At 66.3% G+C, this 26972-nt stretch carries 21 protein-coding genes; 14 read left to right on the top strand and 7 right to left on the bottom strand.

The genetic code is table 11. The annotated features are described in order from the left end of the window. The first annotated feature begins 4 nt into the window (after positions 1-4). From ACE04A_RS19230 to lpdA, 8 genes are all read left to right on the top strand, one after another. A complete protein-coding gene (locus ACE04A_RS19230; RefSeq protein ID WP_259248862.1) occupies positions 5-598 on the top strand; it encodes a nitroreductase family protein in 594 nt (197 codons plus the stop codon). Between the two features lie 104 nt (positions 599-702). Further along, the gene (locus ACE04A_RS19225; RefSeq protein ID WP_259248859.1) at positions 703-1215 is read left to right on the top strand and encodes a sigma-70 family RNA polymerase sigma factor; all 513 of its coding nucleotides are present in this window, start codon (positions 703-705) and stop codon (positions 1213-1215) included. Continuing rightward, positions 1188-2180: a FecR family protein gene (locus tag ACE04A_RS19220; protein WP_485820408.1), complete on the top strand. Its 993-nt coding sequence runs from the start codon at positions 1188-1190 to the stop codon at positions 2178-2180. The genes ACE04A_RS19225 and ACE04A_RS19220 overlap by 28 nt, the downstream gene beginning before the upstream one ends. Positions 2181-2250: 70 nt before the next feature. After that, complete coding sequence (locus ACE04A_RS19215; RefSeq protein ID WP_485820407.1) at positions 2251-4641, top strand: TonB-dependent siderophore receptor; 2391 nt, start codon at positions 2251-2253, stop codon at positions 4639-4641. A gap of 204 nt (positions 4642-4845) precedes the next feature. Further along, on the top strand, positions 4846-6078 hold the full coding sequence (locus ACE04A_RS19210; protein ID WP_448717135.1) for a 3-methyl-2-oxobutanoate dehydrogenase (2-methylpropanoyl-transferring) subunit alpha: 1233 nt from the start codon (positions 4846-4848) through the stop codon (positions 6076-6078). A 2-nt stretch (positions 6079-6080) separates the two neighbouring features. Next, a complete protein-coding gene (locus tag ACE04A_RS19205) occupies positions 6081-7124 on the top strand; it encodes an alpha-ketoacid dehydrogenase subunit beta (protein ID WP_279994675.1) in 1044 nt (347 codons plus the stop codon). A gap of 1 nt (position 7125) precedes the next feature. Continuing rightward, on the top strand, positions 7126-8538 hold the full coding sequence (locus ACE04A_RS19200; protein WP_448717134.1) for a dihydrolipoamide acetyltransferase family protein: 1413 nt from the start codon (positions 7126-7128) through the stop codon (positions 8536-8538). A gap of 2 nt (positions 8539-8540) precedes the next feature. Continuing rightward, positions 8541-9956, top strand: coding sequence for a dihydrolipoyl dehydrogenase (gene lpdA / locus ACE04A_RS19195; RefSeq protein ID WP_448717133.1), 1416 nt, complete (start codon positions 8541-8543; stop codon positions 9954-9956). Positions 9957-10011: 55 nt separating this feature from the next. Here the strand turns inward: lpdA and ACE04A_RS19190 are convergent, their stop codons facing one another. Then, positions 10012-12063 (bottom strand): PEP/pyruvate-binding domain-containing protein, encoded by a 2052-nt coding sequence (locus ACE04A_RS19190; protein ID WP_485820406.1) that lies wholly within the window; start codon positions 12061-12063, stop codon positions 10012-10014. 432 nt (positions 12064-12495) lie between these two features. On the opposite strand from ACE04A_RS19190, the gene ACE04A_RS19185 reads away from it, so the two are divergent. Then, positions 12496-12915, top strand: coding sequence for a type II toxin-antitoxin system HicB family antitoxin (locus ACE04A_RS19185; RefSeq protein ID WP_279994683.1), 420 nt, complete (start codon positions 12496-12498; stop codon positions 12913-12915). 117 nt (positions 12916-13032) lie between these two features. Here the strand turns inward: ACE04A_RS19185 and argH are convergent, their stop codons facing one another. Continuing rightward, entirely contained in the window at positions 13033-14454 is a 1422-nt protein-coding gene (gene argH / locus ACE04A_RS19180; RefSeq protein WP_100855308.1) for an argininosuccinate lyase, read from the bottom strand. A gap of 160 nt (positions 14455-14614) precedes the next feature. On the opposite strand from argH, the gene ACE04A_RS19175 reads away from it, so the two are divergent. The 3 genes from ACE04A_RS19175 (at position 14615) to ACE04A_RS19165 (ending at position 18603) form a co-directional block, all read left to right on the top strand. Beyond that, positions 14615-15988: a mechanosensitive ion channel family protein gene (locus ACE04A_RS19175; protein WP_485820405.1), complete on the top strand. Its 1374-nt coding sequence runs from the start codon at positions 14615-14617 to the stop codon at positions 15986-15988. Between the two features lie 75 nt (positions 15989-16063). After that, positions 16064-18127 carry an NAD(+) synthase gene (locus ACE04A_RS19170; protein WP_438858680.1) on the top strand — a complete coding sequence of 688 codons (2064 nt, stop codon included), beginning with the start codon at positions 16064-16066 and terminating at the stop codon, positions 18125-18127. A 137-nt stretch (positions 18128-18264) separates the two neighbouring features. Then, entirely contained in the window at positions 18265-18603 is a 339-nt protein-coding gene (locus ACE04A_RS19165; protein ID WP_050449738.1) for a P-II family nitrogen regulator, read from the top strand. Between the two features lie 78 nt (positions 18604-18681). Here the strand turns inward: ACE04A_RS19165 and gspF are convergent, their stop codons facing one another. After that, positions 18682-19887: a type II secretion system inner membrane protein GspF gene (gene gspF, locus ACE04A_RS19160; protein ID WP_259248835.1), complete on the bottom strand. Its 1206-nt coding sequence runs from the start codon at positions 19885-19887 to the stop codon at positions 18682-18684. A 180-nt stretch (positions 19888-20067) separates the two neighbouring features. Here gspF and gspD point away from each other — a divergent pair, with 180 nt between their 5' ends. Both gspD and gspE read left to right on the top strand, forming a co-directional pair. Continuing rightward, positions 20068-22464 (top strand): type II secretion system secretin GspD, encoded by a 2397-nt coding sequence (gspD, locus tag ACE04A_RS19155; RefSeq protein ID WP_448717129.1) that lies wholly within the window; start codon positions 20068-20070, stop codon positions 22462-22464. Beyond that, a complete protein-coding gene (gene gspE, locus ACE04A_RS19150) occupies positions 22461-23888 on the top strand; it encodes a type II secretion system ATPase GspE (RefSeq protein WP_268078586.1) in 1428 nt (475 codons plus the stop codon). Before gspD ends, gspE begins: the two co-directional genes overlap by 4 nt. Positions 23889-23939: 51 nt before the next feature. Here gspE and ACE04A_RS19145 read toward each other — a convergent pair whose 3' ends face one another. From ACE04A_RS19145 to ACE04A_RS19130, 4 genes are all read right to left on the bottom strand, one after another. Continuing rightward, the gene (locus ACE04A_RS19145) at positions 23940-24698 is read right to left on the bottom strand and encodes a type II secretion system protein N (protein ID WP_448717127.1); all 759 of its coding nucleotides are present in this window, start codon (positions 24696-24698) and stop codon (positions 23940-23942) included. Further along, positions 24698-25396: a type II secretion system protein M gene (locus ACE04A_RS19140; protein WP_438858684.1), complete on the bottom strand. Its 699-nt coding sequence runs from the start codon at positions 25394-25396 to the stop codon at positions 24698-24700. Before ACE04A_RS19140 ends, ACE04A_RS19145 begins: the two co-directional genes overlap by 1 nt. Then, entirely contained in the window at positions 25393-26403 is a 1011-nt protein-coding gene (gene gspL, locus ACE04A_RS19135) for a type II secretion system protein GspL (protein WP_448717125.1), read from the bottom strand. Before gspL ends, ACE04A_RS19140 begins: the two co-directional genes overlap by 4 nt. Beyond that, a partial coding sequence (locus tag ACE04A_RS19130; RefSeq protein WP_485820404.1) for a type II secretion system protein GspK occupies positions 26382-26972 on the bottom strand: 591 nt, incomplete at its 5' end. The genes gspL and ACE04A_RS19130, both read right to left, overlap by 22 nt.

The raw sequence follows: 26972 nt of genomic DNA, 5'->3' as shown, positions 1-26972 counted from the left end.
ATCAATGACCGACTCCACCACCGCCACCCCGTTGCACGCGCTGACCACTCGCCGTTCCACCAAATTCCTGCGCGGCCCCGCGCCCAAGCCCCAAGAACTTGAACAGATCCTGCAAGCCGCCATGTCGGCCCCTGACCACGGCGCGTTGCGCCCGTGGCGCTTTGTCGTGATCCAGGGCGAGGCCATCGCCAAGCTGGCGGACGTGGCGCTGGAAGCGGTCAAGCGCAGCGGCGACCCTCGCATGACGCCCGAAAAAGAAAAATCGGTACGCGAATGGATGGCCGGCGTGCCGCTGTTCATTGGCGTGGCGCAGAAAATCGCGCACGACAACACCAAGATCCCCGAGCATGAACAGCTGCTGGCCACCGGCTGCGCCGTCATGAACATCCTGAACGCCACCCACATGCTTGGCTACGGCGCGTTCTGGAGCACCGGCGTCGGCACCTACGTGGAAGACGTGCAGAATGCCTTGGGGCTGGACTCGCTGGACTACCGCTTCCTGGGTTATCTGGCCATCGGCACGCCGGGTTGTGCCGTTCCGCCCGCCAAGCGCCCCGACTTCCGCGAGTTCGTCACGGAGTGGACCGGTCCCGTCTAAGCGTTCAAGGGCGCGTCCATTCGGCAAGGCGTCACCACGGGGCGCTTGCGCGCCAGGCAATAAATAACAATAATTCTTATTGTTAATTAGCCTGGCGTTTTTCCATGTCCTCATCCGCGCAGCCCTCGGAGCATTCCACTGCCGAGTTGTATCAAGCGCATCACTCCTGGTTGCAGGAGTGGCTGCGGCGCAGGTTGGGGTGCCGTCATGATGCCGCCGATCTGGCGCACGATACGTTCGTGCGAGTCCTGGCTGGCCGGCACACCGAGGCCATCCGCGAACCGCGCGCCTTCCTGACCACGCTGGCGCAGCGCACGTTGTTCAGCTTTTGGCGCCGCCGCGAACTGGAACGCGCGTATCTCGATAGCCTGGCCGCCTTGCCGCAAGCCAGCGCACCCAGCGAAGAGTCCCGCGCCCTGGTGATCGACGCGTTGATGCACATTGACCGCGCCTTGCAACGCCTGCCGCCCAAAGCGCGTCAGGCCTTTTTGTATAGCCAGCTTGATGAGCTCAGCTACAGCGAGATTGCCGCGCGCATCGGCACATCGGTGATTACGGTGCGCCGCTATATGAAGCAGGCCATCACGCTGTGCGTGACCGCGCGCTTGTCGGCATGACGGCCCCCATGCCGGTGTTGCCCGCCGCCCTGCAATCGGCCGTGGACTGGATGGTGCTGCTGTCTTCCGGTAGCGTGCCCACCGCAGACCGGGCGCGTTTCGAACAATGGAAAAAGTCCGACCCCCGGCACGAGGCGGCCTGGGAAACCGTCAACGCCGCCGTCAAGGACCCCTTTGCCGCGTTGACCGACGTTGAGCAGCGCCATGCTGCCGGCGCGGCCTTGCTGACCGCGCCCGCCCGGCGCCGGGCGTTGCGCAATGCGTTGGGCGTGGCGCTGGCCGCGGGCGGCATGGCGGCGCTGGTGGACCGCCAGATTCCCCTGCGCACGCTGACCGCCGACTTGCGCACGGGCACCCGCGAACGCCGTACCTATACCTTGCCGGATGGCAGTGAGCTGACATTGAACGCGCGTTCGGCCGTGGACGTGGATTTCAGCGCGGGCGTGCGTCGGGTGCGCTTGCGGGCTGGCGCGGTCTATGCGCGGGTGGCGCCGGATGCGGCGCGTCCATTCATCGTCGCCACCCCCGATGGCGAAGTGCAGGCGCTGGGCACCGTCTTCAGCGTGGCGCGCGAGCACGAGGCATGCATCGCCAGCGTGGTCGAACACAGTGTCGAGGTGCGCGCGGCGGGCCAGCGCCGGATTCTGCAAGCGGGGGAGGGCCTGCGGTTTGATTCGCATGGCCGGGGTTCCCCGGACCCCGCACTGCGGGACGCCGCCGCCTGGCACGCGGGCATGCTGGTCGTTCATGATCAGTCCTTGGGCGAAGTGGTCGATGCGCTGCGGCCGTACCGGCGCGGCATCATCCGGATTACGCCAGCGGCCGCGCGGCTGCGTGTATTGGGCGCGTTTCCGCTGGACGACACCAGCCGCGCGCTGGAGTCGCTGCGCCAGACCTTGCCGATCGATGTCAGTTCGCTGGGCGGCTGGTTCGTCAGCATCGACCTGGTGTCTCGCGCTTCCTGAAAATAAATGATCACTTTTGCCCCCGTCGTGGGACATCCCTCCTGAACACCACACTGTTGCAGGAGAATCCATGTTTCATCGTCCCCCGCTGCGGCCGCTGGCTGCCGCGCTGTTCATTGCCCTGAGCCTTCCTTCGGCGTTTGCCCAGACAACGCCGGCTGCCGTGTCGGCCGGGGCCGTCCAGCATTTTGATTTGCCGGCGGCCGCGCTGGGCGACACGCTGACCCGCATTGCGCGCCAGACCGGCCGGGGGGGGGGGGGGGGGGGGGCCTTGGGCGCGGGCCGCAATGCGCCGGCTATCGTGGGGGATTACACGGCCGAAGACGCCGTGCGGCGCGCGCTTGCCGGCAGTGGATTGGAGTTGGCCGTAACGGCCAACGGCACCTTGAGCGCCCGCCGCGTGGTGGAAGGCACCACCGTGCTTGAGCCCGTCCGCGTCACCGGGTCGCTGGAGTCTCCCACCGCGCACGTCGACGGCTACGTGGCGCAGCGCGCCATGTCCGGCACCAAGACCGACACCGCGCTGATCGAAACACCGCAATCGGTGTCGGTCGTCACCAGTGATCAGATCCGTATCATCAAGGCGGGTTCAGTGGCGGACGCCTTGGGCTACACGCCTGGCGTGTCGGCGCAATCGCCCGCGTTCAGCCGCATGGTGGACGACCTGATGCTGCGCGGCTTCAATGTGGCCGCCGGCAACTCGGGCCAACTGCGCGACGGCTTGAAGCTGCAATCCAGTGTCTACGATGGCGGCCAGGAGCCCTATGGGCTTGAGCGTGTTGAAGTGCTGCGCGGCGCCTCATCGGTGCTGTATGGGCAGTTGAGCCCGGGTGGCGTGGTCAATACCGTCAGCAAGCGGCCAACGGCCGACACGCTGCGCGAACTGAACGTGGAGGGCGGCAGCTATGGCCGCCGCCAGGTGTCGGGCGATTTCGCCGGCGAGCTGTCTCAAGATGGTGCATGGACCTACCGCCTGACCGGCCTTGTCCGCAATGCCGACAACTGGGTTGACCATGTGCCGGACGACCGGACGTATCTGGCGCCCGCCCTGACGTGGCAACCGTCGGCGGCCACGTCGCTGACTCTACTGGCCAGCTATCAGCGCATTCGCACGCGCTTTTCCGCGCCGATGCCCGCGGCCAATACCTTGAACGGCCAGGTGCCGCGCGACCTGTTCATCGGCGAGCCCGATTTCGACCGCTACGACACCGACACCTACACGGTCGGCTACCAGTTCGAACACGCCTTCAACGACCGCGTGAAGTTGCGCCAAAGCGCCCGCTATTTCACCGCGGATGGCCAGTGGGACTACCTGAGCTTCGGCGCCTTGCAGGCCAACGGCCAGACCTTGCGCCGTGGCGTCGTCAGCCGCGACGAACATTCCTACGGCGTTGCCACCGATACATCGCTGGAACTGAAGCTGGACGGGGGCGCCTTCCAGCACACGGTGCTGGCTGGGCTGGACTACTACCGCAGCGGCTACGATTCGCACCGTCATTCGGGCACGGTGGCGCCGTTGGCGAACATCTACAACCCCGTCTACGGCGCGGTTCCCATCGTGAATACCGCTGCCGATTACGGGATCAATACGCGCAGCAGTTCGCTGGGGCTGTACCTGCAGGACCAGATCAAGATCCAGGACAAATGGGTGCTTGTGCTGGGCGGCCGCCAGGATTGGGCCGATACCGACCAGAAGAGCTACACCACCGGCGCCACCACGCGCTTGCGCGATACCGCGACGACGGGGCGCGTCGGCCTGGTCTACCTGGCCGACAACGGCTTGGCGCCCTATGCAAGCGCCAGCCAGTCGTTCGCGCCCACCGTGGGGGTGGACCGGGCGGGCAACGCCTTCAAACCCACCAAAGGCACGCAATTTGAACTGGGCCTGCGCTATGAACCGCTTGGCGGCAACATGCTCTATAGCGCCGCCGTCTACGACCTGACGCAGACGAACGCACTGACCAGCGATCCGACCGACGCCACGTACTCCGTGCAAAGCGGTCGTGCCCGATCACGCGGCCTGGAACTGGAAGCCAAGGCGCGCCTGGGCGCCATGAACCTCACCGCCAGCTACGCCTACACCGATGCGCGCACCACGCGCAGCACCTTGCCCTCGCTTGTGGATAAGCGTATTGCGCTGGTGCCGCTGCACAGCGCTTCTGTCTGGGCCGACTACAACCTGAGCGCCGTCGGTGTAGCCGGCCTGACTGTCGGTGCGGGCGTGCGCTACGCCAGTTCGACGAACCTGCCCGGCTATCCCGCCAACGTGCCCGGGCAATTCCTGGTCGACGCGATGACTGCTTATGACTTCGGCGCCCTGGATCCAGCCATGTCGGGCTTGTCGCTGACGGTGAACGCACGCAACCTTTTCAACCGGGGTTATCTGGCGTGCGCCGGCGCGACGGGGTGCCGTTATGGTGAGCCGCGCACGCTGTATGCCACCCTGAGCTATCGCTGGTAAACCGTGGAAAACCCCTAGTGCAACGCGGGCCGGCATGCTGCTTTGGCCCTCTCAACGCCCCTGTCCCCTGTGCTAATCTCGTCGACGGCCACGCATGTTTATCCCTATGCGCGGGCCGACGATGGCAGCGCCCCGGGTCACACGCCCTTGGCAATGTCTTGGTAGGAAGAAAACGCGTGACACGATCAAGCGTGGAGACAATATATGAGCCAGTATGGGCCGTTGAAGTTGCACGTCCCCGAGCCCACGGGGCGTCCGGGTTGCAAGACCGACTTTTCCTATCTGCATCTATCGCCGCCCGGCGAGGTGCCCAAACCCCCCATTGATGTTGCCGCGGTTGATACCGGCGCCTTGGCGTACAGCCTGGTCCGGGTGATCGACGATGACGGCCGCGCGGTGGGGCCATGGGCGCCCGAGATCAGCAACGATCTGCTGCGCGCCGGCATGCGTGCCATGCTGAAGACGCGCATTTTCGACGGGCGCATGTTGACCGCGCAGCGCAAGAAAAAGATCTCGTTCTACATGCAAAGCCTGGGCGAGGAAGCCATCGGCTCCGCCCACGCGCTGGCGCTGGAACAGGGCGACATGTGTTTCCCGACCTATCGCCAGCAAAGCCTTCTGCTGTCGCGCGATGTGTCGCTGGTGACGATGATGTGCCAGCTTATGTCCAACGAGCGCGACCCGCTCAAGGGCCGCCAGTTGCCGGTCATGTATTCCGACCGCCCCAACGGCTTCTTCACGATTTCGGGCAACCTGGCCACGCAGTTCATCCAGGCGGTGGGCTGGGCGATGGCCTCGGCCATCAAGGGCGACACCCGCATCGCATCGGCCTGGATCGGCGACGGCGCCACCGCCGAGGCCGACTTCCACACCGCGCTGACCTTCGCGCACGTCTACCGCGCGCCGGTCATCCTGAACGTGGTCAACAACCAGTGGGCCATCTCCACCTTCCAGGCGATTGCCGGCGGCGAAGGCGCTACCTTCGCGGGCCGTGGCGTGGGCTGCGGCATTGCGTCGCTGCGCGTGGATGGCAACGATTTCCTGGCGGTATATTCCGCCTCGCTCTGGGCCGCCGAGCGCGCCCGCCGCAACCTGGGTCCGACCCTGATCGAATGGGTCACGTACCGAGCAGGTCCGCACTCCACGTCCGACGACCCTTCCAAATACCGGCCTGGCGATGACTGGGCGCACTTTCCGCTGGGCGACCCGATCGAGCGCTTCAAGAAGCACCTGATCGGCCTAAGCATCTGGTCCGACGCCGAGCACGACGCCGTGCGCGCCGAACTCGACGCCGAGATCGTCGCCGCCCAGAAGGAAGCGGAAAGCTACGGCACCCTGGTGGACGGCCACGTTCCCAGCGCCGCCAGCATCTTTGAAGACGTCTACAAGGACATGCCGGAGCATCTGCGCCGGCAGCGCCAGCAGCTCGGAGTCTGACCATGGCAATTGATAACAACGCTGGTCCGGCCACCGCGCCGATGACCATGATCCAGGCTTTGCGCTCGGCCATGGATGTGATGCTGGAGCGTGACAACAATGTGGTGGTGTTCGGACAGGACGTCGGCTATTTCGGCGGCGTGTTCCGGTGCACGGAAGGCCTGCAAACCAAGTACGGCAGCTCGCGCGTGTTCGACACGCCGATCTCCGAAGGCGGCATCGTGGGCGTGGCGGTGGGTATGGGCGCCTATGGCCTGCGGCCCGTTTGCGAAATTCAGTTCGCGGATTATTTCTATCCCGCGTCGGACCAGATCGTGTCCGAGGCCGCGCGCCTGCGCTATCGCTCGGTGGGCGAATTCATTGCCCCGATGACGATCCGCATGCCTTGCGGCGGCGGCATCTACGGCGGGCAGACGCACAGCCAAAGCCCCGAAGCCATGTTCACGCAGGTCTGCGGGTTGCGCACGGTGATGCCGTCCAACCCCTACGACGCCAAGGGGCTCTTGATTGCGTCCATCGAAAACGATGATCCGGTGATCTTCCTGGAGCCCAAGCGGCTGTATAACGGCCCGTTTGACGGCCACCATGATCGCCCCGTCACGCCGTGGACCGGCCGCCCCGGCAGCGTGGTGCCCACCGGCTATTACACCGTGCCGCTGGACTCCGCCGCCATCGTGCGGCCGGGCAATGCGCTGACGGTGCTGACCTACGGCACGACCGTGTATGTGTCCTTGACGGCCGCCGAAGAGACCGGCATTGACGCCGAAGTGATTGACCTGCGCAGCCTGTGGCCGCTGGATCTGGAAACCATCGTGAATTCCGTGAAGAAGACTGGCCGCTGCGTGGTGGTGCACGAAGCCACGCGCACTTGCGGGTATGGCGCGGAACTGATTGCGTTGGTGCAAGAGCATTGCTTCCATCACCTGGAGGCGCCTGTCGAGCGCGTGACCGGTTGGGACACTCCCTACCCGCACGCGCAGGAATGGGCGTACTTCCCCGGCCCGCGCCGGGTTGGCGAAGCGTTCAAACGCGCGATGGAGGTGTGACATGGGGATCCATATCATCAAGATGCCCGACATCGGCGAAGGCATTGCCGAGGTTGAACTGGTGGGCTGGCATGTCAAGGTCGGCGACACGGTTGCGGAAGACCAGCCGCTGGCCGATGTGATGACCGACAAGGCCACGGTGGAAATTCCGTCGCCGGTGGTCGGCAAGGTGATTGCGCTGGGCGGCGACGTGGGCCAGGTCATGGCCGTGGGCGGGGAATTGATCCGCCTGGAAGTGGAGGGTGAGGGCAATGTGCGCGCGGGTAGCGCCGCACCGCAGAAAGCCGCATCCGAAGCGGGCAAGCCGGCAGGCGGCGACGCGTCGGCGTCGACGTCTGCCTCCGCGCAAGGCGAAGCGGGCGCGAAGGCGGGCGGCATCGCCGGCCAGATCGCGGCGTCGATGTCGCCGACGGCTGCGTCGGCCTCCGCACCGACCCAGCAAAAAAGCAATCAACAGGCCGATCAACCACCGAGGCAACAACCCGCGCGGTCCTCATCCGCGTCCTCCACCACCCCCGCCGTGCCACGCCAACCGGGCGACAAGCCCTTGGCCTCGCCCGCCGTGCGCAAACGCGCCTGGGATCTGGGCATCGAACTGCGCTTTGTAGCCGGCAGCGGTCCGGCCGGCCGCGTCATGCACGAAGACCTGGACGCCTATCTGCAATCGCAAGGCGCGGGCCAGGCCGCGCGCGGCGGGTCGGCGTATGTGGAACGTCACGATCAGGACGTGGTGCCCGTCATCGGGTTGCGCCGCAAGATCGCGCAGAAGATGGCCGAGTCCAAGCGCCGCATTCCGCACTTCAGCTACGTCGAGGAAATCGACGTGACCGAACTGGAAGACCTGCGCGTGCAACTGAACCAGAAATGGGGTGAGTCGCGCGGCAAGCTGACCTTGCTGCCGCTCTTGGCGCGCGCCATGGTGGTGGCGCTGCGGGACTTTCCGCAGATCAATGCGCGTTATGACGACGAAGGCGGCGTGGTGACGCGCTTTGGCGCCGTACACATCGGCATCGCCACGCAAAGCGAGGGCGGCCTGATGGTGCCCGTCATGCGCCACGCCGAAGCGCGCGATCTCTGGTCCATGGCGGCCGAGATCGGGCGCCTGGCGCAAGCGGTGCGCAGTGGCACGGCCGGGCGCGACGAGCTGTCCGGCTCCACCATCACCATCACCAGCCTGGGGCCCTTGGGCGGCATCGTTACCACGCCGGTGATCAATCACCCCGAGGTGGGCATCGTGGGCGTGAACCGCATCGTTGAGCGGCCCGCTTTCCGCAACGGCGCCGTGGTGGCGCGCAAGCTGATGAACCTGTCGTCGTCGTTTGACCACCGCGTGGTGGACGGCATGGACGCGGCGCGCTTCATCCAGGCGGTGCGCGCGCTGCTGGAACAACCCGCGCTGCTTTTCGTGGAGTAAGCATGAGCCAGATCACAAAGACAACAACCTTGCTGGTGATCGGCGGCGGCCCCGGCGGCTACGTGGCCGCCATCCGCGCCGGGCAATTGGGCGTGCCGACCCTGCTGGTTGAAGGCGCGCAACTGGGCGGCACCTGCCTGAACATCGGCTGCATTCCGTCCAAGGCCCTGATCCACGCGGCCGAGGAATTCGACAAGGCGCGGCACTATGCGGGGGAATCACCGGGTCAGTCCGGCATTGGTATTTCAGTGTCCGCCCCGGCCATCGACATCGCGCGGACCGTGTCGTGGAAAGACGGCATCGTCGGCAAGCTGACGGGCGGCGTCGGCGCGTTGTTGAAGAAGAACGGCGTGCAAGTGGTGCAGGGCTGGGCGCATCTGCTGGATGGCAAGACCGCCGAGGTCACCACCGCCGATGGCGGCACCATGCGCATTCAATGCGAACACCTGTTGCTGGCGGCCGGGTCCGAACCCACGCCGCTGGTGTCGATGCCGTTCGGCGGCATCGTGGAGTCATCCACCGAGGCCTTGTCGCCTACGTCCATCCCCAAGCAGTTGGTGGTGGTGGGCGGCGGCTACATCGGGCTGGAACTGGGCACCGTGTACCGCAAGCTGGGCGCGGAAGTCGCCGTGGTGGAAGCGCAGGACCGCATCCTGCCAACCTACGACGCCGAACTGACCAAGCCCGTGGCCGCCGCGCTGGCGAAGATGGGCGTGGCCCTGCACCTGAACCGCAAAGTGCTGGGCTTGAACGCGGCGGGCAACGCGGTGCGTATCCAGGACGCATCCGGCGCCGAAACCCTGTTGCCGGCCGACCGCGTGCTGATCGCCGTGGGCCGCCGTCCGCGCACGCAGGGCTGGGGGCTGGAAAGCCTGCAACTGGATCGCAAGGGCAATGCGCTGCGTATCGACGACCAATGCCGCACGTCGATGCGCGACGTCTGGGCCATTGGCGACATTGCCGGTGAACCGATGCTGGCGCACCGCGCCATGGCGCAAGGCGAGATGGTGGCGGAACTGGTGGCGGGCAAACGCCGTCACTTCCAGCCCGCGGCCATTCCCGCCGTGTGCTTTACCGACCCCGAAGTGGTGGTGGCGGGCTTGTCGCCGGCGGACGCGGAGGCTGCGGGGCTGGATTGCCTGGCGGCGTCCTTCCCGTTTGCAGCGAACGGCCGCGCCATGACGCTGGAATCCACCGACGGCTTTGTCCGCGTGGTGGCCCGGCGCGACAACCACCTGATCGTGGGCTGGCAGGCGGTGGGGCGCGGGGTGTCGGAGCTATCGACGGCGTTTGGCCAATCGCTGGAAATGGGCGCCACGCTGGAAGACGTGGCTGGCACCATTCATGCGCATCCGACCTTGGGCGAAGCGGTGCAGGAAGCGGCGCTCAAGGCGCTGGGCCACGCGCTGCACATTTGATTCGTCGCGCCTTGATCAATGCTGATCGATGATCAGCCGGTGGCGGCAAGTGCTGCTACCGGCTGCCGTCGATATACGGCCGGGCCTGCAAGACGATGATGTTGTCGCCCTGCACGGCCCATTCGATATCCTGATCCACGTTGCCCAACCGCAGCTTGATCTGGTTGCCCACGGCGGCCAGCCGCGCCACCAGCGCATCGTTCAGCACTTGTCGTGATCCTTCGATCGGCACTTCGCGCACGCCACCCGCGGCGTCCGCCACCAACTGCGTGTCCTCGGCGGAACGACTCAGCACCTGCACCGCCTTGGACCACGTCGAATACATCAGTTGCTCTGCCTGGCGCTTGCCTTCCACTACCTTGATGCCCAGCCCGCGCTTGGCGGAAAGGTACGTGACGTAGCGGCGCGACGCATCAAACGGATCGCGCGTGATCATCACGCCTGAACTGTCCGACGCCGCCGCCTGCTGCACCAACACCGCCATCACCACGGCATCCTGGCCGATGCCGGCCGCGCGCCGGGCCTCGTAGGCTTCGAAGTTATAGACCGATGCCCACACCGTCTGCACGGCTTGCGCCAAGGCATTGGCCTGCGTCACGTTGGGCACGGTGGTGTACAGCCCCGCGCCACTGAAGCCGGGCAGGTCTTCGGAATTCGATGAACTGCGCACGAACACGCCGCGTCCCTTCAACTGCTGTTGCCAGCGTTCGCGCCAGGCGGTGGCCAGCGCGGCGTCGGGCGGGGCGTTGATGATGTCCTGGCGCAAGGCGGCCAGTTCGGCGCGGCGCACCTTGGCGTCACGGGCGAAGTCGGGCCGTTGTTCCAGCGCGGCGATACGTTGCGGGATGCCCAACTGCTTCATGAATGCCGCGTACTGGGCAAACGGAATGCAGAAGCCGTCCGGCACGCTGGCCAGCGGCGGCAGCGCCGATTTAAGCGCGCCCAAGTTGGCTGCCTTGACCCCGCAGTACCGGCTGTCGCGCGTGGCCATGCCCGTCAGCGGCATCAGCGTCCGAACCGACAGGTCGGGCTTGGGCAGCGGCAGGGCGGCGGCTTTGGGCGGGTCGTTGGGCTTGCCTTCGGGGTTCTCCTCGGGTTTGGCCTCCGGCTTGGCAATGGGCTGCACCTGATAGCCATTACTCGCGACCGTCAGTTCCACCCACTGGCCGTCATACTTGCGCAACGCCGCGACGGCATCGCGCACGTAAGCGTTGGGAATGCGCCAGCCCTTGGCCAGCAGGTTCACATGCGACAACAAGGTGGATGGCCGCTGCGTGACCAGGCCCGCGACCGGCGAGATGGCGACGGGCACTTCGTCCAGCACCACGATATCGGTGAGCGCCAGATCCGGCGTGTCATCCACCGACTTCACGATACGCAAGCGGCCCTGCGCACGGCCGGTGTTCAGCGGCAAGAACGTCTGTTCGCGCAGCAACGCCTCTTGCGTCACCAAGGCCAGCCCGGCGGTTTGCGCCGTCTGCTCTTGCGCCGTGGAGTTCGCCTTGAAGCGCACCGGTTCGTAGAACGTGGCGCGTAGCTTGTCGTCGGTCAGGCGCAGCAGCGCGGGCGTGACTTGGTCGCCTTCCCAGAATTCGTAGGTGTAGCCGGGCAGGTCGCGCTGCCAGCTCAGGGTGCCGAACAAGAGCCGCCGCTTGGGATCCTTGTACTGCGCGATCAGCGTGGCCCGGTCCGTGCCCGGCAGCAGCCGGTGTGCGCGCGCAAAGTTCTCGTGCAGGGAATAGCGCGGCGTGTCGACGTAATAGATGCGGTCGCCGCGTTGGCGATCAATCACGAACAGCACATGCGGAATCTCAAGCGGCGTGCCGGCGTTGTAGACGCGAGCCAGTTGCTGGAATTCGGCCTGCGTGTGGATCTGACTCAGATACGCCGGGCCACTACGCTTCGCGCCTTCCTGCGATTGCGTCGCGCGTTCGTCCGGGCGCAAGGGGCGGGCGTTCTCGTAGGGCGAAGGCTTGCGGGCGGTTTGCGCCAGGGCGTCGGAGCTACTGCCCACGGCAAGCAGCAGGCCGAACGCGCTCAGAATGATCGGGCAAACACGCAGGTGGCGCGGCGGGCGAACACGGCGTAGGGCAGGCGATAGCGGCATGAAATGGGGGGCGGGTCGCAAGGTGTTGCGATGATATCGGAGCGCCCGCCCTGGCCTGTAGACGAGTGTTTCCAGATGTGGCGAGTCATGCGTGACCCATGCGAGGCTGAAAGGGGCCATCGAAAATACCCAATTCCAGTGATACGCGCCCAACGACGATTCCCGTGTAATCCAGTCTCGGCAATCAGCCGCGCCGGCGGCGCGAGCGCCAACCCGTTTTCGCACGCGCGGACGGGGGGGGTCTCGTAGGGCCTTTCATGCAGGGGGAGCGAAAGCTGCCCCTGTTTTTTTTGGGCTAAGGAATTGCGTCGGAGACGTGAGGGCTGCCGTCGCCCGGTCTGATTTTCAACTGGCGGTGGCGAGATTTTTGAGAAGGTCCTCTAAGGTGGCGCACTACCCTTTACCGGGATTCTCGACAATCAGGAGGCCATTGTGCTGACTTATCCCTATACCCTCACTCCCGACACTAACGGTACGTTGTTGGTGTTGTTCCCGGACTTCCCGGAGGCGGCAAGTGTTGGGGATGACGAGCAAGACGCTGCCGGTAACGCCTTGGAGGCGCTTGAGGCCGCGCTGGAAATTTACTTCGACGAGCGCCGACCCATCCCGCTGCCCAGTCTTGACCGGGCAACACGGTACTCCGTGACGTTGCCTGCCGTCGTGACGAGCAAAGTGTTCCTGTCCAACGAGATGATCCGGCAAGGTGTGCGTAAAGCAGAGATGGCCCGTCGCCTGGGGGTTCATATGCCGCAGGTCGATCGTCTGTTGAACTTGCGTCATTCGTCACGGATCGAGCAGGTGGAGGCGGCACTAGAGAAGCTTGGCCGCCGTTTGGACGTATCGATCGCCTAGCAACTACCCCCGGATATTCCGTACCAGACCCTCTATGGGTTCATTGCATCCGACGCAACAAGGCCCCCTGTCGGGGGCCTTGTTTTACTTGGTTCACCAAGCCAGCCTGAGCCGGAATCAGCCTTCGGCCGTTTCCGCCAGTACGCGCTGGGCTTCTTCGGCTACGCGTTCGGGGGCGGTGCCGCCGACGTGCTTGCGGGCGGCAACCGAGCCTTCCAGCGTCAGCACCTGGTGGACGTCGTCGCCGATCTGGGCGTGGTAGGCCTTGAGTTCGTCGGTGGACAGGTCAGCCAGGTCGCAGCCGCGTTGTTCGCAGTCGCGCACGGCGTGGGCCACCACTTCGTGGGCGTCGCGGAAGGGCACGCCGCGCTTGACCAGGTAGTCGGCCAGGTCGGTGGCGGTGGCGAAGCCTTGCAGGGCGGCGGCGCGCATGTTGTCGGCCTTGACCTTGATGCCGGCAGCCATGTCCGCAAAGATGGTCAGCGTGTCGCGCACGGTGTCCACGGTGTCGAACAGGCCTTCCTTGTCTTCCTGGTTGTCCTTGTTGTAGGCCAGGGGTTGGCCTTTCATCAGGGTCAGCAGGGCGACCAGGTTGCCGTTGACGCGGCCGGTCTTGCCGCGGGCAAGCTCGGGCACGTCGGGGTTTTTCTTTTGCGGCATGATCGAGCTGCCGGTGCAGAAGCGGTCGGCCAGGTCGATGAAGCCCACGCGCGGGCTCATCCACAGCACCAGCTCTTCGGACAGGCGCGACACGTGCGTCATGATCAGCGCGCCGGCGGCGCAGAATTCGATGGCGAAGTCGCGGTCGGACACGGCGTCCAGCGAATTGCGGCACACGCCGTCAAAGCCCAGCGTCTTGGCGACGCGCTCGCGGTCGATGGGGAACGAGGTGCCGGCCAGCGCGGCGGCGCCCAGCGGCAGGCGGTTCACGCGGCGGCGGCAGTCGGCCAGGCGCTCGGCGTCGCGGCCGAACATTTCGGCGTAGGCCAGCAGGTGGTGGCCGAAAGTGACGGGTTGGGCAACTTGCAGATGGGTGAAGCCCGGCATGATGGTGCCGGCGTTTTCCAGGGCGACGGCGGCCAGGGCGTGGCGCAATTGGCGCAGCAGGTCTTGCAGGTTGTCGATTTCGTCGCGCAGCCACAGACGGATGTCGGTGGCCACCTGGTCGTTACGCGAACGGCCGGTGTGCAGGCGCTTGCCCGCGTCGCCCACCAGTTCCACCAGGCGCTTTTCGATGTTCAGGTGCACGTCTTCCAGATCCAGCAGCCATTGGAAGCTGCCGGCGTCGATTTCAGACAGGATCTGGGTCATGCCACGCTGGATGTCGGCCAGGTCTTGCGCGCCGATGATGCCTTGGGCGGCCAGCATGTCAGCGTGCGCGAGCGAGCCCTGGATGTCGTGGCGCGCCAGGCGCTTGTCGAAATCCACGGACGCCGTATAGCGTTTGACGAGTTCGGATACCGGTTCCGAGAACCGGGCGGACCAGGCCTGCGCCTTGTTGGCGAACTGGTTTTGATCGGGGGAGGGAGTGTTTGCCATGATGGGCGGAATTATAGGGCCTGCCGGCCGGGCGGCGCACGCGGCGGCCGGCCCGGCCCCGATTTCACGGGCGCGACAGCGCGCCAACGCCCGACATGTCGGATAATCCAGCCTTGGTTTCAAGTCGTCGTTTCAAGAACTTAGAGCGAGTCAAAGAGATATGCCCGTGGAATGGGAAGAACTGGTCACCCAACTCGATGCGCACATGCCGCACGAGACCTGGGCGCAGACGCTGGTGGGGGTGGGCGTGCTGGTCCTGACCGCGCTGTTCGTGCAGTGGGTGGTGGCGCGCGTGGTGCTGCTGCTGGCGCACCGCGTGCTGGTGCTGAGCGGGCGGGGTGACTGGGACCAGGCGCTGCAACGCCGCCGGGCGTACCAGAACCTGTGGTACGCGGTGCCGTTCGCCGTGGTGTCGATGGGCATCGGCCTGGTGCCGCACGCGGAAAAAGCAGTGAGCATCGTCGGGCGGCTGGCCCATGCGGGCGCCTGGATCTGCGTGTTCGTGGCGTTCTCCGGCGTGCTGAGCGCCTGGCAGGACACCTATTCCGCCACCACGCGGGCGCAAACGCGCTCCATCAAGGGCTACATCCAGATCGGCAAGCTGATTCTGGCGGCGGTGTGCACCGTGTTGGTGCTGTCCATCCTGATCGACCGTTCGCCGTTGTGGATGATTTCCGGCCTGGGCGCGCTGTCGGCGGTGCTGTTGCTGGTGTTCAAGGACACGCTGCTGTCGCTGGTGGCCAGCACGCAATTGACCAGCAACGACATGCTGCGCATTGGCGATTGGATCGAAATGCCGCAATCCAACGCCGATGGATTCGTGAAGGACATCGCCCTGCACCCCGTCAAGGTGCAGAACTGGGACAACACCGTCACCACGGTGCCGACCTACAAGCTGTTCTCGGAAAGCTATCGCAACTACCGCCATATGTTCGAATCCGGCGGCCGGCGCATCAAGCGCACGCTGCGCATCGATGCAACCAGCGTGCGCTTCCTGACCGACGAAGAATCCCAGCGCCTGATGCGCTTTCGCCTGCTGCACGACTACCTGCAGGCCAAGACGCAGGACATCGCCCAAGCCAACCAGACCATGGGGGAATTGGCCAGCGTGCCCGCCAACCGCCGCCGGCTGACCAACATCGGCACCTTCCGCGCCTACGGCCTGGCCTTTCTGAAGCAGAATCCGGAAGTGCGCCAGGACATGGCGATGATGGTGCGCATGATGGAGCCTTCGTCCGACGGCATTCCGGTCGAGGTCTATTGCTTTACGGCCGTGACTGCCTGGGTGGAATATGAACGTATCCAGGGCGACATCTTCGACCATCTGCTGGCCATCCTGCCCGAGCTTGGGCTGCGCCTGTACCAGCAGCCGTCCGGGGCCGACATCGGCGCCATGGGCAGCCATCTGCGCGAAAGCGCCATCCAGGCCGCGTTGGCGGCGGACCGGGATCGCGATCGCTCGGCGCCGGCGTTGCCGGATGGCTCGGGCGCCGTGTCCGAGCGCGGCCTGACCGATGGCAAGATGCCGACCTAGACGAAAGCGCGCCAGGCGCCGTGAGATAATCCGCCGGTTGGAACTTAGTCTTCATTGACCCCAGGCGAACCCCCGATGTCGAACCCGTTCTTCAACCTGTATTCCCACGGCTTCGCCCGGGTGGCGGTCGGCGTACCCGAATGCCGCATCGCCGATCCGGCCTTCAACGCCACGCAAACCATTGAACTGGCCCAGCAGGCCGCCCAGGGCGGCGCCGTGCTGGTGGCGTTTCCCGAACTGGGCCTGTCGGCCTACACCTGCGACGATCTCTTCCACCAGAAAGCCTTGCTGGACGAATGCGAGGAAGCGCTGGCGCGGGTGGTGGCGGCCACGGCCGAACTGGATATCGCCGTCATCGTGGGCGCGCCGCTGCGCGTGTCGCACCAATTGTTCAACTGCGCCGTGGTCGCCGCCGGCGGGCGCGTGCTGGGCGTGGTGCCCAAGAGCTACCTGCCCAACTACGGCGAGTTCTACGAAGCGCGCCAATTCAGCGCCGCCGATTGCGCGCCTGTCACCGACATCCGCCTGCTGGACCAGACCGTGCCCTTTGGCGCCGAACTGCTGTTCCAGATGGAAAAGCTGCCGCTGTTCCAGTTCCATGTGGAAATCTGCGAAGACGTCTGGGTGCCGATCCCGCCGTCGTCGTTCGCGGCGCTGGCCGGCGCCACCGTGCTGGTGAATTTGTCCGCGTCGAACATCGTCGTGGGCAAGTCGGAATACCGACACCAGCTTGTGGCGCAGCAATCGGCGCGCTGCCTGTCCGCCTATATGTACACGTCGGCCGGCCGGGGCGAATCGTCCACCGACCTGGCGTGGGACGGCCAGGCGCTTATCTATGAAAACGGCGAACTGCTCGGCGAGTCCGAGCGCTTCTTGAACCATTCGCACCTGTTGTTCTCGGACGTGGACCTGGAACGTTTGTCGCGCGAGCGCATGCGCCAGACCACCTTCGGCCAATCCGTCCGCCGTCATCAGGACGAAGTGCGCAAGTTCCGCCCCGTGGCGGTGCCGGTGAACCCGCCACTGGACGATGCCGAGCTGGCGCTTGAGCGGCGGGTAGCGCGGTTTCCCTATGTGCCGGCCGACCCGCAACGGCGCGACGCCCGCTGCAAAGAGGTCTACAGCATCCAGGTGCAGGCCCTGGCCCAGCGCCTGTCGGCCAGCAAGATGTCGAAAGTGGTCATCGGCATTTCCGGCGGGCTGGATTCCACCCACGCGCTGCTGGTCTGCGCGCAGGCCATGGATACGCTGGGGCTGCCCCGGTCCAACATCCTGGCCGTGACCATGCCCGGCTTCGCCACCAGTTCTCGTACGCTGCAACAGGCGCGCCGGCTGATGTCGGTGGTGGGCTGCACGGCGTCCGAAGTCGACATCCGCCCCAGTTGCTTGCAGATGCTGAAAGACCTGGGCCACCCCTATGCGGATGGCAAGCCGGTCTATGACATCACGTTCGAAAACGTGCAGGCCGGCGAACGCACCAACCACCTGTTCCGCATCGCCAACTTCAGCAACGCCATCGTCATCGGCACGGGCGACCTCAGCGAACTTGCACTGGGATGGTGCACGTATGGCGTGGGCGACCACATGTCGCACTACAGCGTGAACGCCAGCGTGCCCAAGACCCTGATCACGCACCTGGTGCGCTGGGTGGCCGAATCCGGCCGGCTGGGCGAGGACGGCGCGGCGGTGCTGCTGGACGTGCTGGGCACGGACGTCAGCCCGGAATTGGTGCCGGGCAGCGACGAAAAGCCCGTCCAGAAAAGCGAAGATTCCATCGGCCCCTACGAACTTCAGGACTTCAACCTGTACTACACGCTGCGCTACGGCTTTGCCCCGACCAAGGTGGCGTTCCTGGCGTTTACCGCCTGGCGCGACCGCGAGGCCGGCGCCTGGCCCGACGCCGGGCACGTGGTGCGCAACCAGTACGACCTGGCCGCCATCAAGCGCAACCTGAAGATATTCCTGGACCGGTTCTTCCGCACGACCCAGTTCAAGCGCACTTGCGTGCCGAACTCGCCCAAGGTGGGCTCGGGCGGTTCGCTGTCGCCGCGCGGCGACTGGCGCGCGCCCAGCGATTCGGAATCGGTGGTGTGGATGCGCGACGCCGAGCGCATTCCCGACGCCGCGCCGCCGGGCTGATCGGGGTTGTCCCGCAATGCCGCAATCGCCTCGCTTGCGGCGCGGGCCCCGGTGGTATTCTCTTATCCATTGCGCTTTGCCGGCCGCGCCAGCGCGGGCAGGGCGCCGCAACACATCAAAAACCCAGGACGACCAACGTGAAACAAGTCACCGCCATCATCAAACCCTTCAAGCTTGACGAAGTCCGCGAAGCGCTGGCCGAAGTCGGCGTCAGCGGCCTGACCGTGACCGAGGTCAAGGGTTTCGGCCGCCAGAAAGGCCACACCGAACTCTATCGGGGCGCGGAATACGTGGTGGACTTCCTGCCCAAGATTCGCGTTGAAGTCGTGCTGCCCGACAGCCAGGTCGAAGCCGCCATCGAAGCCGTGGTCAAGGCCGCGCGCACCGGCAAGATCGGCGACGGCAAGATCTTCGTGTCCCCGGTCGAACAAGCCATCCGCATCCGCACCGGCGAATCCGACGAAGAAGCGCTGTGATCCGCGCCGCCTGTTGAGCGCCATCGCTTGAACGTACAAGGCGCTCGCCCCATCACCGGGGCGGGCGCCTTTGTCTTTCTAGCGGATGAGTTGATTCATCTCCAGAATCGGCATCATCACCGCCAGCACGATCAGCAGCACAAACCCGCCCATCAGCAGGATCAGCGCCGGTTCCAGCAGCGCCGTCATCGCCATGGCGCGGCGTTCCAGATCGCGCGACAGGTTCTGCGCGCCTCGGTCCAGCAATTCGGGCAGCCGTCCGGTTTTTTCACCGCTGGCGATCAGGTGCACCAACAGCGACGGAAAGACCTTCTGTGCGCCCAACGACGCCGATAGCGCCGCGCCTTCGCGCACGCGCGCCGAGGCTTCGTCCACTGCCTGGCGCAGCACGTCGTTGCCCAAGGTGCGGCGCGCGGCGTCCAGCGCGGTCAGCAGCGCCACGCCGCTGCCGCACAGAATGGCCAGCGTGGAGGCAAAGCGCGCGGCGTTCACCCCCAGCACGAAGCGGCCCATCAGCGGCAGGCGCAACACGCGGGCATGCCACGCACGGCGCGCGGCGGGCGCGCGCAGCGTGTAGCGCCACAGCACAATGGCCAAGGCCACGGCCACGCCCGTCACCATGCCCCATTCGCGCACATAGTCCGACAAGGCCAGCATCACGCGGGTCAGCATCGGCAATTGCTGCTTGGCCTGGCTGAACGCCGACACCACCTGCGGCACCACATAGCCCAGCAGGAAGATCACGATGATGACCGACACGCTGGCAACCACCGCTGGGTAGATGAAGGCCGTCATCACCTTGCTGCGCAAGGTGTTGCGTTCTTCGATGTAGTCCGCCAGCTTTTCCATCACTTGCGCCAGGTCGCCGGACTCTTCACCCGCGCCGATCAGGGCGCGATAGATCTCGGGAAAGTCGCGTGGCCGGGCGGCCAGCGCGGTGGACAGGCGGTGGCCCGCGCGCACGTCGTCGCGCACGGCGCCGAGCGTTGCCGCAATGTGTTTTTTCTCCGCTTGTTCAAGCGTGGCGGAAAGCGCGGCATCCAGCGGCAAGCGCGCCGCCAGCAGGCTGGCCAGTTGGCGCGTCAGCCAGGCCAGGTCGGCATCCGACAGGCGGGTGCGCAGGCTGGCGCCCAGGCCTTCGGTGCGCGCGGCCGATGCCGTCGACAAGGGCAGCAGGCCACGGCCACGCAACTGGTTGCGGGCGCCGCGCTCGGTGTCGGCGTCGATCGTGCCACGCACGATTTTGCCCAGCGCGTCGGTGGCTTCGTATCGAAAGGAAGGCATGGTGAAAGCAGGGGGCCACGCGCAAATGAAAAACGCGCAAGAGCCCCGAATTTAAAGGGTTTGCAGGCTGTATGTTGCATGTCAAATATGACCGTAGTGTTGCACTGTCACCCCGTATACTCCGACGCGATTTCACGTTTTTTCACTTCTGCATTCACGTCTGAAGGCACCACTCTCGTCATGCGTCACATCGCGCAATTCAGCCTTGCCGCCTTGCTCATCGCAAGCCAAATCGGACCGGCGATCAGCACGGCCCACGCTCAACAAACGGACAACCGTGTCAGCTTGAACTTTGTCGACACCGACATCCCCGCCGTGTTGCGCGCGCTGTCGTTGTTCACGCAGCGCAACTTTCTGGTGGACCCGCGCGTCAAGGGCAAACTGACGCTGGTGTCCGACCGGCCCGTGGATAGCGGGCAGGCGCTGGCCATGCTGACGGGGGCGCTGCGCTTGCAAGGCTTTGCCATCGTGGACGTGGACGGCGTGACGCGCGTGGTGCCCGAAGCCGACGCCAAGCTGCAAGGCAGCGCCGTGGTGGGTAATACGCGGCCGGCTGCCGGGTCTGCGTCGACCAATGTGCCGGCCAGCGCCGCCGCCGGCAACGCCGCGCGCGGGCCGGTACCCGTGGCGGACTTCGCGAAAGGCGGTCGCAGCAGCGGCGAGATGCTGACGCGCGTGTTCCCGCTGAAGTACGAGAACGCCGCGAACCTGGTGCCCGTGCTGCGCCCGATGGTGCCGCCCAACAACCCCATCAACGCGTACCCCGGCAACAACACGCTGGTGGTCACGGACTACGCCGATAACCTGGAACGCATTGCGCAGGTCATCGCCCGTATCGACGTGCCCAGCTCCATCGACACCGACGTGGTGCCGGTGCAGTCGGGCATCGCGACCGACATCGCCATCCTGGCCTCGCAGTTGCTGGACACGCAAAGCAGTGACCCGACGCAGCGCATCGCGGTGGTGGCCGACCCCCGCAGCAACAGCGTGCTGGTGCGTTCGGGCAGCCCGGCGCGCACGCGCCTGGCGCGCGACCTGATCATGAAGCTGGACGCGCAGCAGAACCGCGCCGGCAACTTGCACGTGGTCTACATGCGCAATGCGCAGGCCTCGCGCATAGCCGAAGTGTTGGGCGGCCTGTTGACCGGGCAGGCCAATTCCGCGCCCGGCGCGTCGGGCGGCGCCAGCAGCGCCACGGGCGGCCAGCAGACGGGTGCGCGCAGCCAGAACACCTCGGCCGGCAACGTGCAAACGGGGCAGGGCATGGCCAGCTTGTCGGGTTCGTCCAAGAGTGGTTTGTCGGGCGAACAAGAACGCATCACGCGGGAAGACAACAGCTCGCAACCCGTGTCGTATTCGGCCGGCGGCGCCACCATTCAAGCCGATCCGGCCACCAACTCGTTGATCATTTCCGCGCCCGAACCGCTGTACCGCAGCCTGCGTGAAGTGATCGACCAGTTGGACCAGCGCCGCGCGCAGGTGCTGGTGGAAAGCCTGATCGTTGAAGTCAGCGAAGAAAAGGCTGCGGAATTCGGCATCCAGTGGATGACGGGCGCGGGCAACATCAACAGCAACGGCACCAGCTTCATCGGCGGCACCAACCTGGGCGGCAGCGGCATCACGGGCAACGGCCCGACGTCCATCGACGCCATCGGCGGCGGCCTGAGCCTGGGCGTGGTCAAGGGCACCGTGGACGTGCTGGGCAACCAGGTCATCAACCTGGGCGTGTTGGCCCGCGCCATGGAAAACACGGGCGAAGCCAACATCCTGTCCACGCCGAACCTGCTGACGCTGGACAACCAGTCGGCCAGCATTCTGGTGGGCAAGACCGTGCCTTTCGTGACGGGCCAATACGTCACGTCGGGCAGCAACGGCAGCTCGAATCCGTTCCAGACGATTGAACGCGAGGACGTGGGCCTGAAGCTGAACATCCGCCCGCAAATTTCGGAAGGCGGCGCGGTCAAGCTCGACATCTACCAGGAAGTCAGCAGCATCGACGAAAGCCGTTCCAATTCCACCAGCGGCATCGTGACCAACAAGCGCGCCATCGACACCAGCGTGTTGATCGATGACGGCCAGATCATCGTGCTGGGCGGCCTGCTGGAAGACAACGTCACCTTGACCACCAACAGCGTACCCGGCCTGGGTTCGCTGCCGGTGATCGGGTCGCTGTTCCGCTACGACACCCGCAAGCGCACCAAGACCAACCTGATGGTGTTCCTGCGGCCCTATGTGGTGCGCGACGCCAACCGCAGCGCCAGCGTCACCATGGACCGCTACGACTACATGCGCCGGGCGCAAGGCGCGGCGCAGCCGGGTCACCACTGGGCGCTGCCCGACATGCAGGCGCCGATGCTGCCGCTGCCCGGTTCCGCGCCATCGGTGTCTAACAACGCCTACGACCTGCGCCCGGACCAGCAGGCCGCCACCCTGCGCCAGCCGCCGCCCGCCACGGTGCAGTCGTTCACGGTGCGTCAGTACCCGGGCAGCCCGCCGGCGCGCACTGCCGCCATGCCGATCCACGTGTCCAGCACCTTGATGCACAGCGTGGCGGTGGACCCCGAGTCGCTGCTATGAGCGCGCACCCCTTGCCCTACGCCTGGGCGCGCGCGCAGCGTGCCGTGCTGTCGTTGCGCGCGGGCCAGGTGCAGTTGACGGTCAGCCCGCGCACGCCCGATTGGGCGGTGCGGGAAATTCGGCGCTGCCATGGCGACGTGGCGCTGGCGCAGGTGGACGACGAGGCGCTGGAAACCTTGTTGACGGCGGCATACAGCCATTCCGAAGATGCCGCGTCCGTGATGGGCGTGGCGGAAAACGAGATTGACCTGGACCGCCTGCTGCAAGACATGCCCGAGGTGGCGGACCTGCTGGAAGCGCAGGACGATGCGCCCGTGATCCGCATGATCAACGCGCTGTTCGCGCAGGCCGCGCGCGACGGCGCCAGCGACATCCACATCGAGCCCTTCGAAACGCATTCGGTGGTGCGCTACCGCGTCGACGGCACGCTGCGCGATGTGGTGTCGCCGCGCAAGGCCTTGCACGCGGCATTGATTTCGCGGATCAAGATCATGGCGCATCTGGACATCGCCGAAAAGCGCCTGCCGCAAGATGGCCGCATTGCGCTGCGCGTGGGCGGCCGGCCCATTGACGTGCGCGTGTCGACCTTGCCCACGGGCCATGGCGAACGCGCCGTGCTGCGCTTGTTGGACAAGGAAGCGGGTCGGCTGCAATTGGAGCGCCTGGGCATGTGCCCCGAGGTGCTGACGCAACTGGATCGCCTGATCCGCCAGCCGCACGGCATTGTGCTGGTGACGGGGCCCACCGGCAGCGGCAAGACCACCACGCTGTATGCCGCGCTAAGCCGCCTGGACGCGGCCACCAGCAACATCCTGACGGTGGAAGACCCCATCGAATACGACCTGTCCGGCATCAGCCAGACGCAAGTCAACGCGAAGATCGACATGAGCTTCGCGCTGGCGCTGCGCGCCATCTTGCGACAGGACCCGGACGTCATCATGATCGGGGAAATCCGCGACCTGGAAACCGCGCAGATCGCGGTGCAGGCCTCGCTGACCGGCCACTTGGTGCTGGCCACGCTGCACACCAACGACGCCGTGTCCGCCGTGACGCGGCTGACGGACATGGGCGTGGAGCCCTTTCTGTTGGCCTCGTCGCTATTGGGCGTGCTGGCGCAGCGGCTGGTGCGCAAGCTGTGCCCGGAATGCAAGAAGCCGTCGATGCAGGATGGCATGCGCGTGTTCCATCCCGTGGGGTGCCCGGCCTGCAATCACACCGGCTACAGCGGACGGTCGGGTATCCATGAACTGTTTACCGTGGACGACGACGCGCGCCGCCTGATCCATGAAGGCCGCGACGAACGCGAATTGCGCGTGGCCGCCATGGCCGCCGGCATGCGCACGATGCGGCAGGATGGCCAGCGCTGGGTGGAAGGCGGGCAGACCTCGCCCGAGGAAATCGTGCGGGTTACGCGCGACGCCTAGCACTGCGGGCAGGCACGCAGGCACGCAGGCGCGGCCTGGCGACAGGCCCGCCTACTTGCCGGCGCGGAACACCACCTTGTCACCCGAGCGGCGGCCCAGCGTGGACATCAAGCCGTCTAGCGCGGCCCGCTGCGCGGGCGTGGCAGCTTCCGCAAAGGTGGCCTGGCCTTCGAAGCGCGCGCCGCGTGGGCCGGCGGTGCCCTGGCCCGTGACGGCCAGCAGCCCGCTTTCCGTGCTGAGCGTCAGCGTGGCGTCCGCCTTGCCTTGGCCCTGTACCTGCAGCAGATACGTGCCGACCGGCGCAATCGACGTCAGCGCCGTGCCCGCGTTACGCCAGCGCACATCCGCGATCTGGCCGGCCGGCAAACTGCCGCCCAGGCTCAAGGCCTGCCACTTGATCTCCAGCATCCCTTCGGGCGCCAGCGTGTTCCAGGGCGCGCCCAGCGCGGGCAACACGGTGGCCGGCACGCGCAGCGATTGCGCCGGTAAGGATATGCCGTTCCAACCCAGGCGCGCGCGCAAGGGGCCTTGCAGCCAGGGATGCGTGACCTCAAGCGCCATCGCGTCCCAACGCCATTGCCATTGCACGGGCTGCGGCAATACGCGCCGCGAGCCTTGCGGGCCCAAGGCCACCCAGGCGCTGCCGTGCCATACCGTGCCGCCGGCGTCCGCCAGTGACACAAGGGAAGCATCCGACTGCATGGCCAGCAACCAGCGCGCGGGCAGCACGCTGGCGCCCGCCGCCACCGCACAGGCGCAACTCGCCAACCAGAGCGCGGCCGACCGCTTGTTCAAACGTACCCACGCCATCAGCGGGCTCCCGACGGTTCGGGCAGCGTCAGCGTGACGTGGCCGTTGACGAGCCCTGGCAGGGGCCGGCCATTGGGATTGGTGGCCCGCGTCAATTCCACTTGCTGCGTGCTCAGTCCCCAGTCTTGTCCGGCGCCATCCAGCCAAGGCAGCAGGGCGGATGACGGCGCCTGGTTCAAGGTCAATTGCAAACCCTTGCCGGACTCGGGCGTGCCCAGGGTCCACATCGCCGCCGGCAGCCCGGCGCGTTCCAGGCTGGCGCCCACTTCCGCCTGCGTGGGCAGGGACGCCACGGGCGCGGCGGATCGTTGGCGCAACGCGCGGGCCTGGGTGGTCAGGTCGGCAACGGCGGCAGCCTGACCGCGCAAAAGGGGCAGCTCTGCTTGCAGCTTGCGCATCGTGTTCAGGGGCGGTTCGATCAGCGTGACAAAGATCACCGCCAGGCCGAGCAGCGCGCCGGCTCCCGTGACCAGGCGGCGTTCGCGCGGCGCCAGCGCCTGAAAGCGTAGTCGGGCGCGGGCGAGGGTGGGGTCGACGGCTTTGCGCAGACGGGCGTGGGCGGTTTGCCAGCCGGCTTGCAGGCGGGTTTGCAGATTGGTTTGCAGATTGGTTTGCGGAGTCGTCTGCGGACTTGTGTGCGGATTCGCTTGCGGGTTCTTTTGCAAATTCGTCTGGCGGCTTTCAATCGGGGCGGTCATGGTTGTTTGCGCACGATGCGCCAAGTGTTGTCTGTATCGCCGCGTTCCAGCTTCAGGCCCAAGGCGGCGGCTTGCTGGATCAGCGCGGGGGTTTCGGCCACGCGTTGCGCTTGTTCGCCAGACTCGGCCAGTTGTAAGGTCAGGGCCTGATCCGCGTAAGTCAGTCGCGACACCTTGTCAGCCGCGAACGGCAGCAGTTGCGCGGTGGCGCGCGCCAAGGGAAGAAAGTCCGCTGCGTTGGCCGCGCCGCGATTGGCCTGTAGCGCATCCAGCCCTTGCTGGGCCTGGCGCGGCGGGTCCAACACGACGGGCAGGTCGGGAAACGCGGCCAGCACCTGTTGGCGCATGCCTGCTGTCAAGGCTTGCGCCTCGGCGTTGAGCTGCGAGGCGTGTATGTTCAATCCCGCAATCCAGACGACAGCCGCCGCCGCGCCCCAGCGCCACACCGGACGCCAGCGCGACACCTGGGCCGGCGCCAACTGCGGCATGGCCAGCGACCAGTTGGGCGACGGAGCCTGCCAACGCGGGTCGGCGGGGTCGCGCAGGGGTTCGGACGACGTGGGGGCCAGAGTCTGCGGCGCGATCAGCGCATGGGCGCGCAGGCCGTGGGCATTCAGCAGTCCCCAGGCGCGCCGCACCGGTTCGCGGGGCGACCACGCCAGCGCCACGCTGCCATCGGCGGCGCGCGCGCTGAACCCGATCGCCAGCGCTTCCAGATCGCTTAGCACCAGGGGTTCCAAGGCGCTGTGCACGGCAGCGGCAAAGCGCGCGCGGGGCACGGCTGGAATGCGTACCGTGGTGGCGATGACGTCGGCGGGGTGCAGCACCGCTTCGCAGGCGGCGTGGGGGTAGGCGTTGCCCAGGGCGCGCACGCTCAGTTCGCCCTGCTGGACGCAACGTCCGCGCCGGTCGAACCAGGCATAGGGCAACGGCGAATCGGCTGTGAATTCGTCCAAGGGGGCAAGCGCGATGCGCAAGGCGTTCTTCAAGGGATTTCTCTTGTCCATATCGTGTCGGGCGCGGCGGGCGGTGCGCTGCGCACTAGGGCTTGCATGGCGACTCGCGCGCGTTCGTAGACGACGGTGCCGCTGGCCATGAACCAGCCGCTGGCGGTGGTGACGGTGGGGGCGGTCGCCTCGACGCCAGTGCCGGCGAGGCGGTTGCTGAAGTCGCCGGCGTTGTTGAACCAGTTGCCACGATCGCGTTCGCCCGTCATGGCGCGTGCCTGGCTCAGCGACAGGCCGGGCACCAGGGCGGCTATGACCTCGGCGGGCGCGGTGTTGACGTTGACGCTGGTGGCCACCGGCAGCACCGTCATCGTGCGGCGCATTTCATTGCGCACGGCGGGTTCCAGCCCAAGTTGGGCGGCAATTTCATCCACGCCGCGCGGCAGCGGCGCGCGCGAGTCGGGGGTGGCGGCGGGCTGGCCCTTGGTGCCGGACGGCGCGTCGGCCGCCAGGGCGGGCGGCTGCGCCAGGGCAATGATGTCGATGATGTGGGCGGCCAGCGTGTCGGGCAATTGCTGCGCGGCCAGCAGGCGGCGCAGCACTTCTTCCTGTTCGGGTTGCGGGGCGCC

It is taken from the genome of Achromobacter colocynthidis, assembly GCF_057334535.1.
The sequence above is the reverse complement of the archived record's forward strand: the minus strand, read 5'-3'. Positions and strand labels throughout refer to the sequence as shown.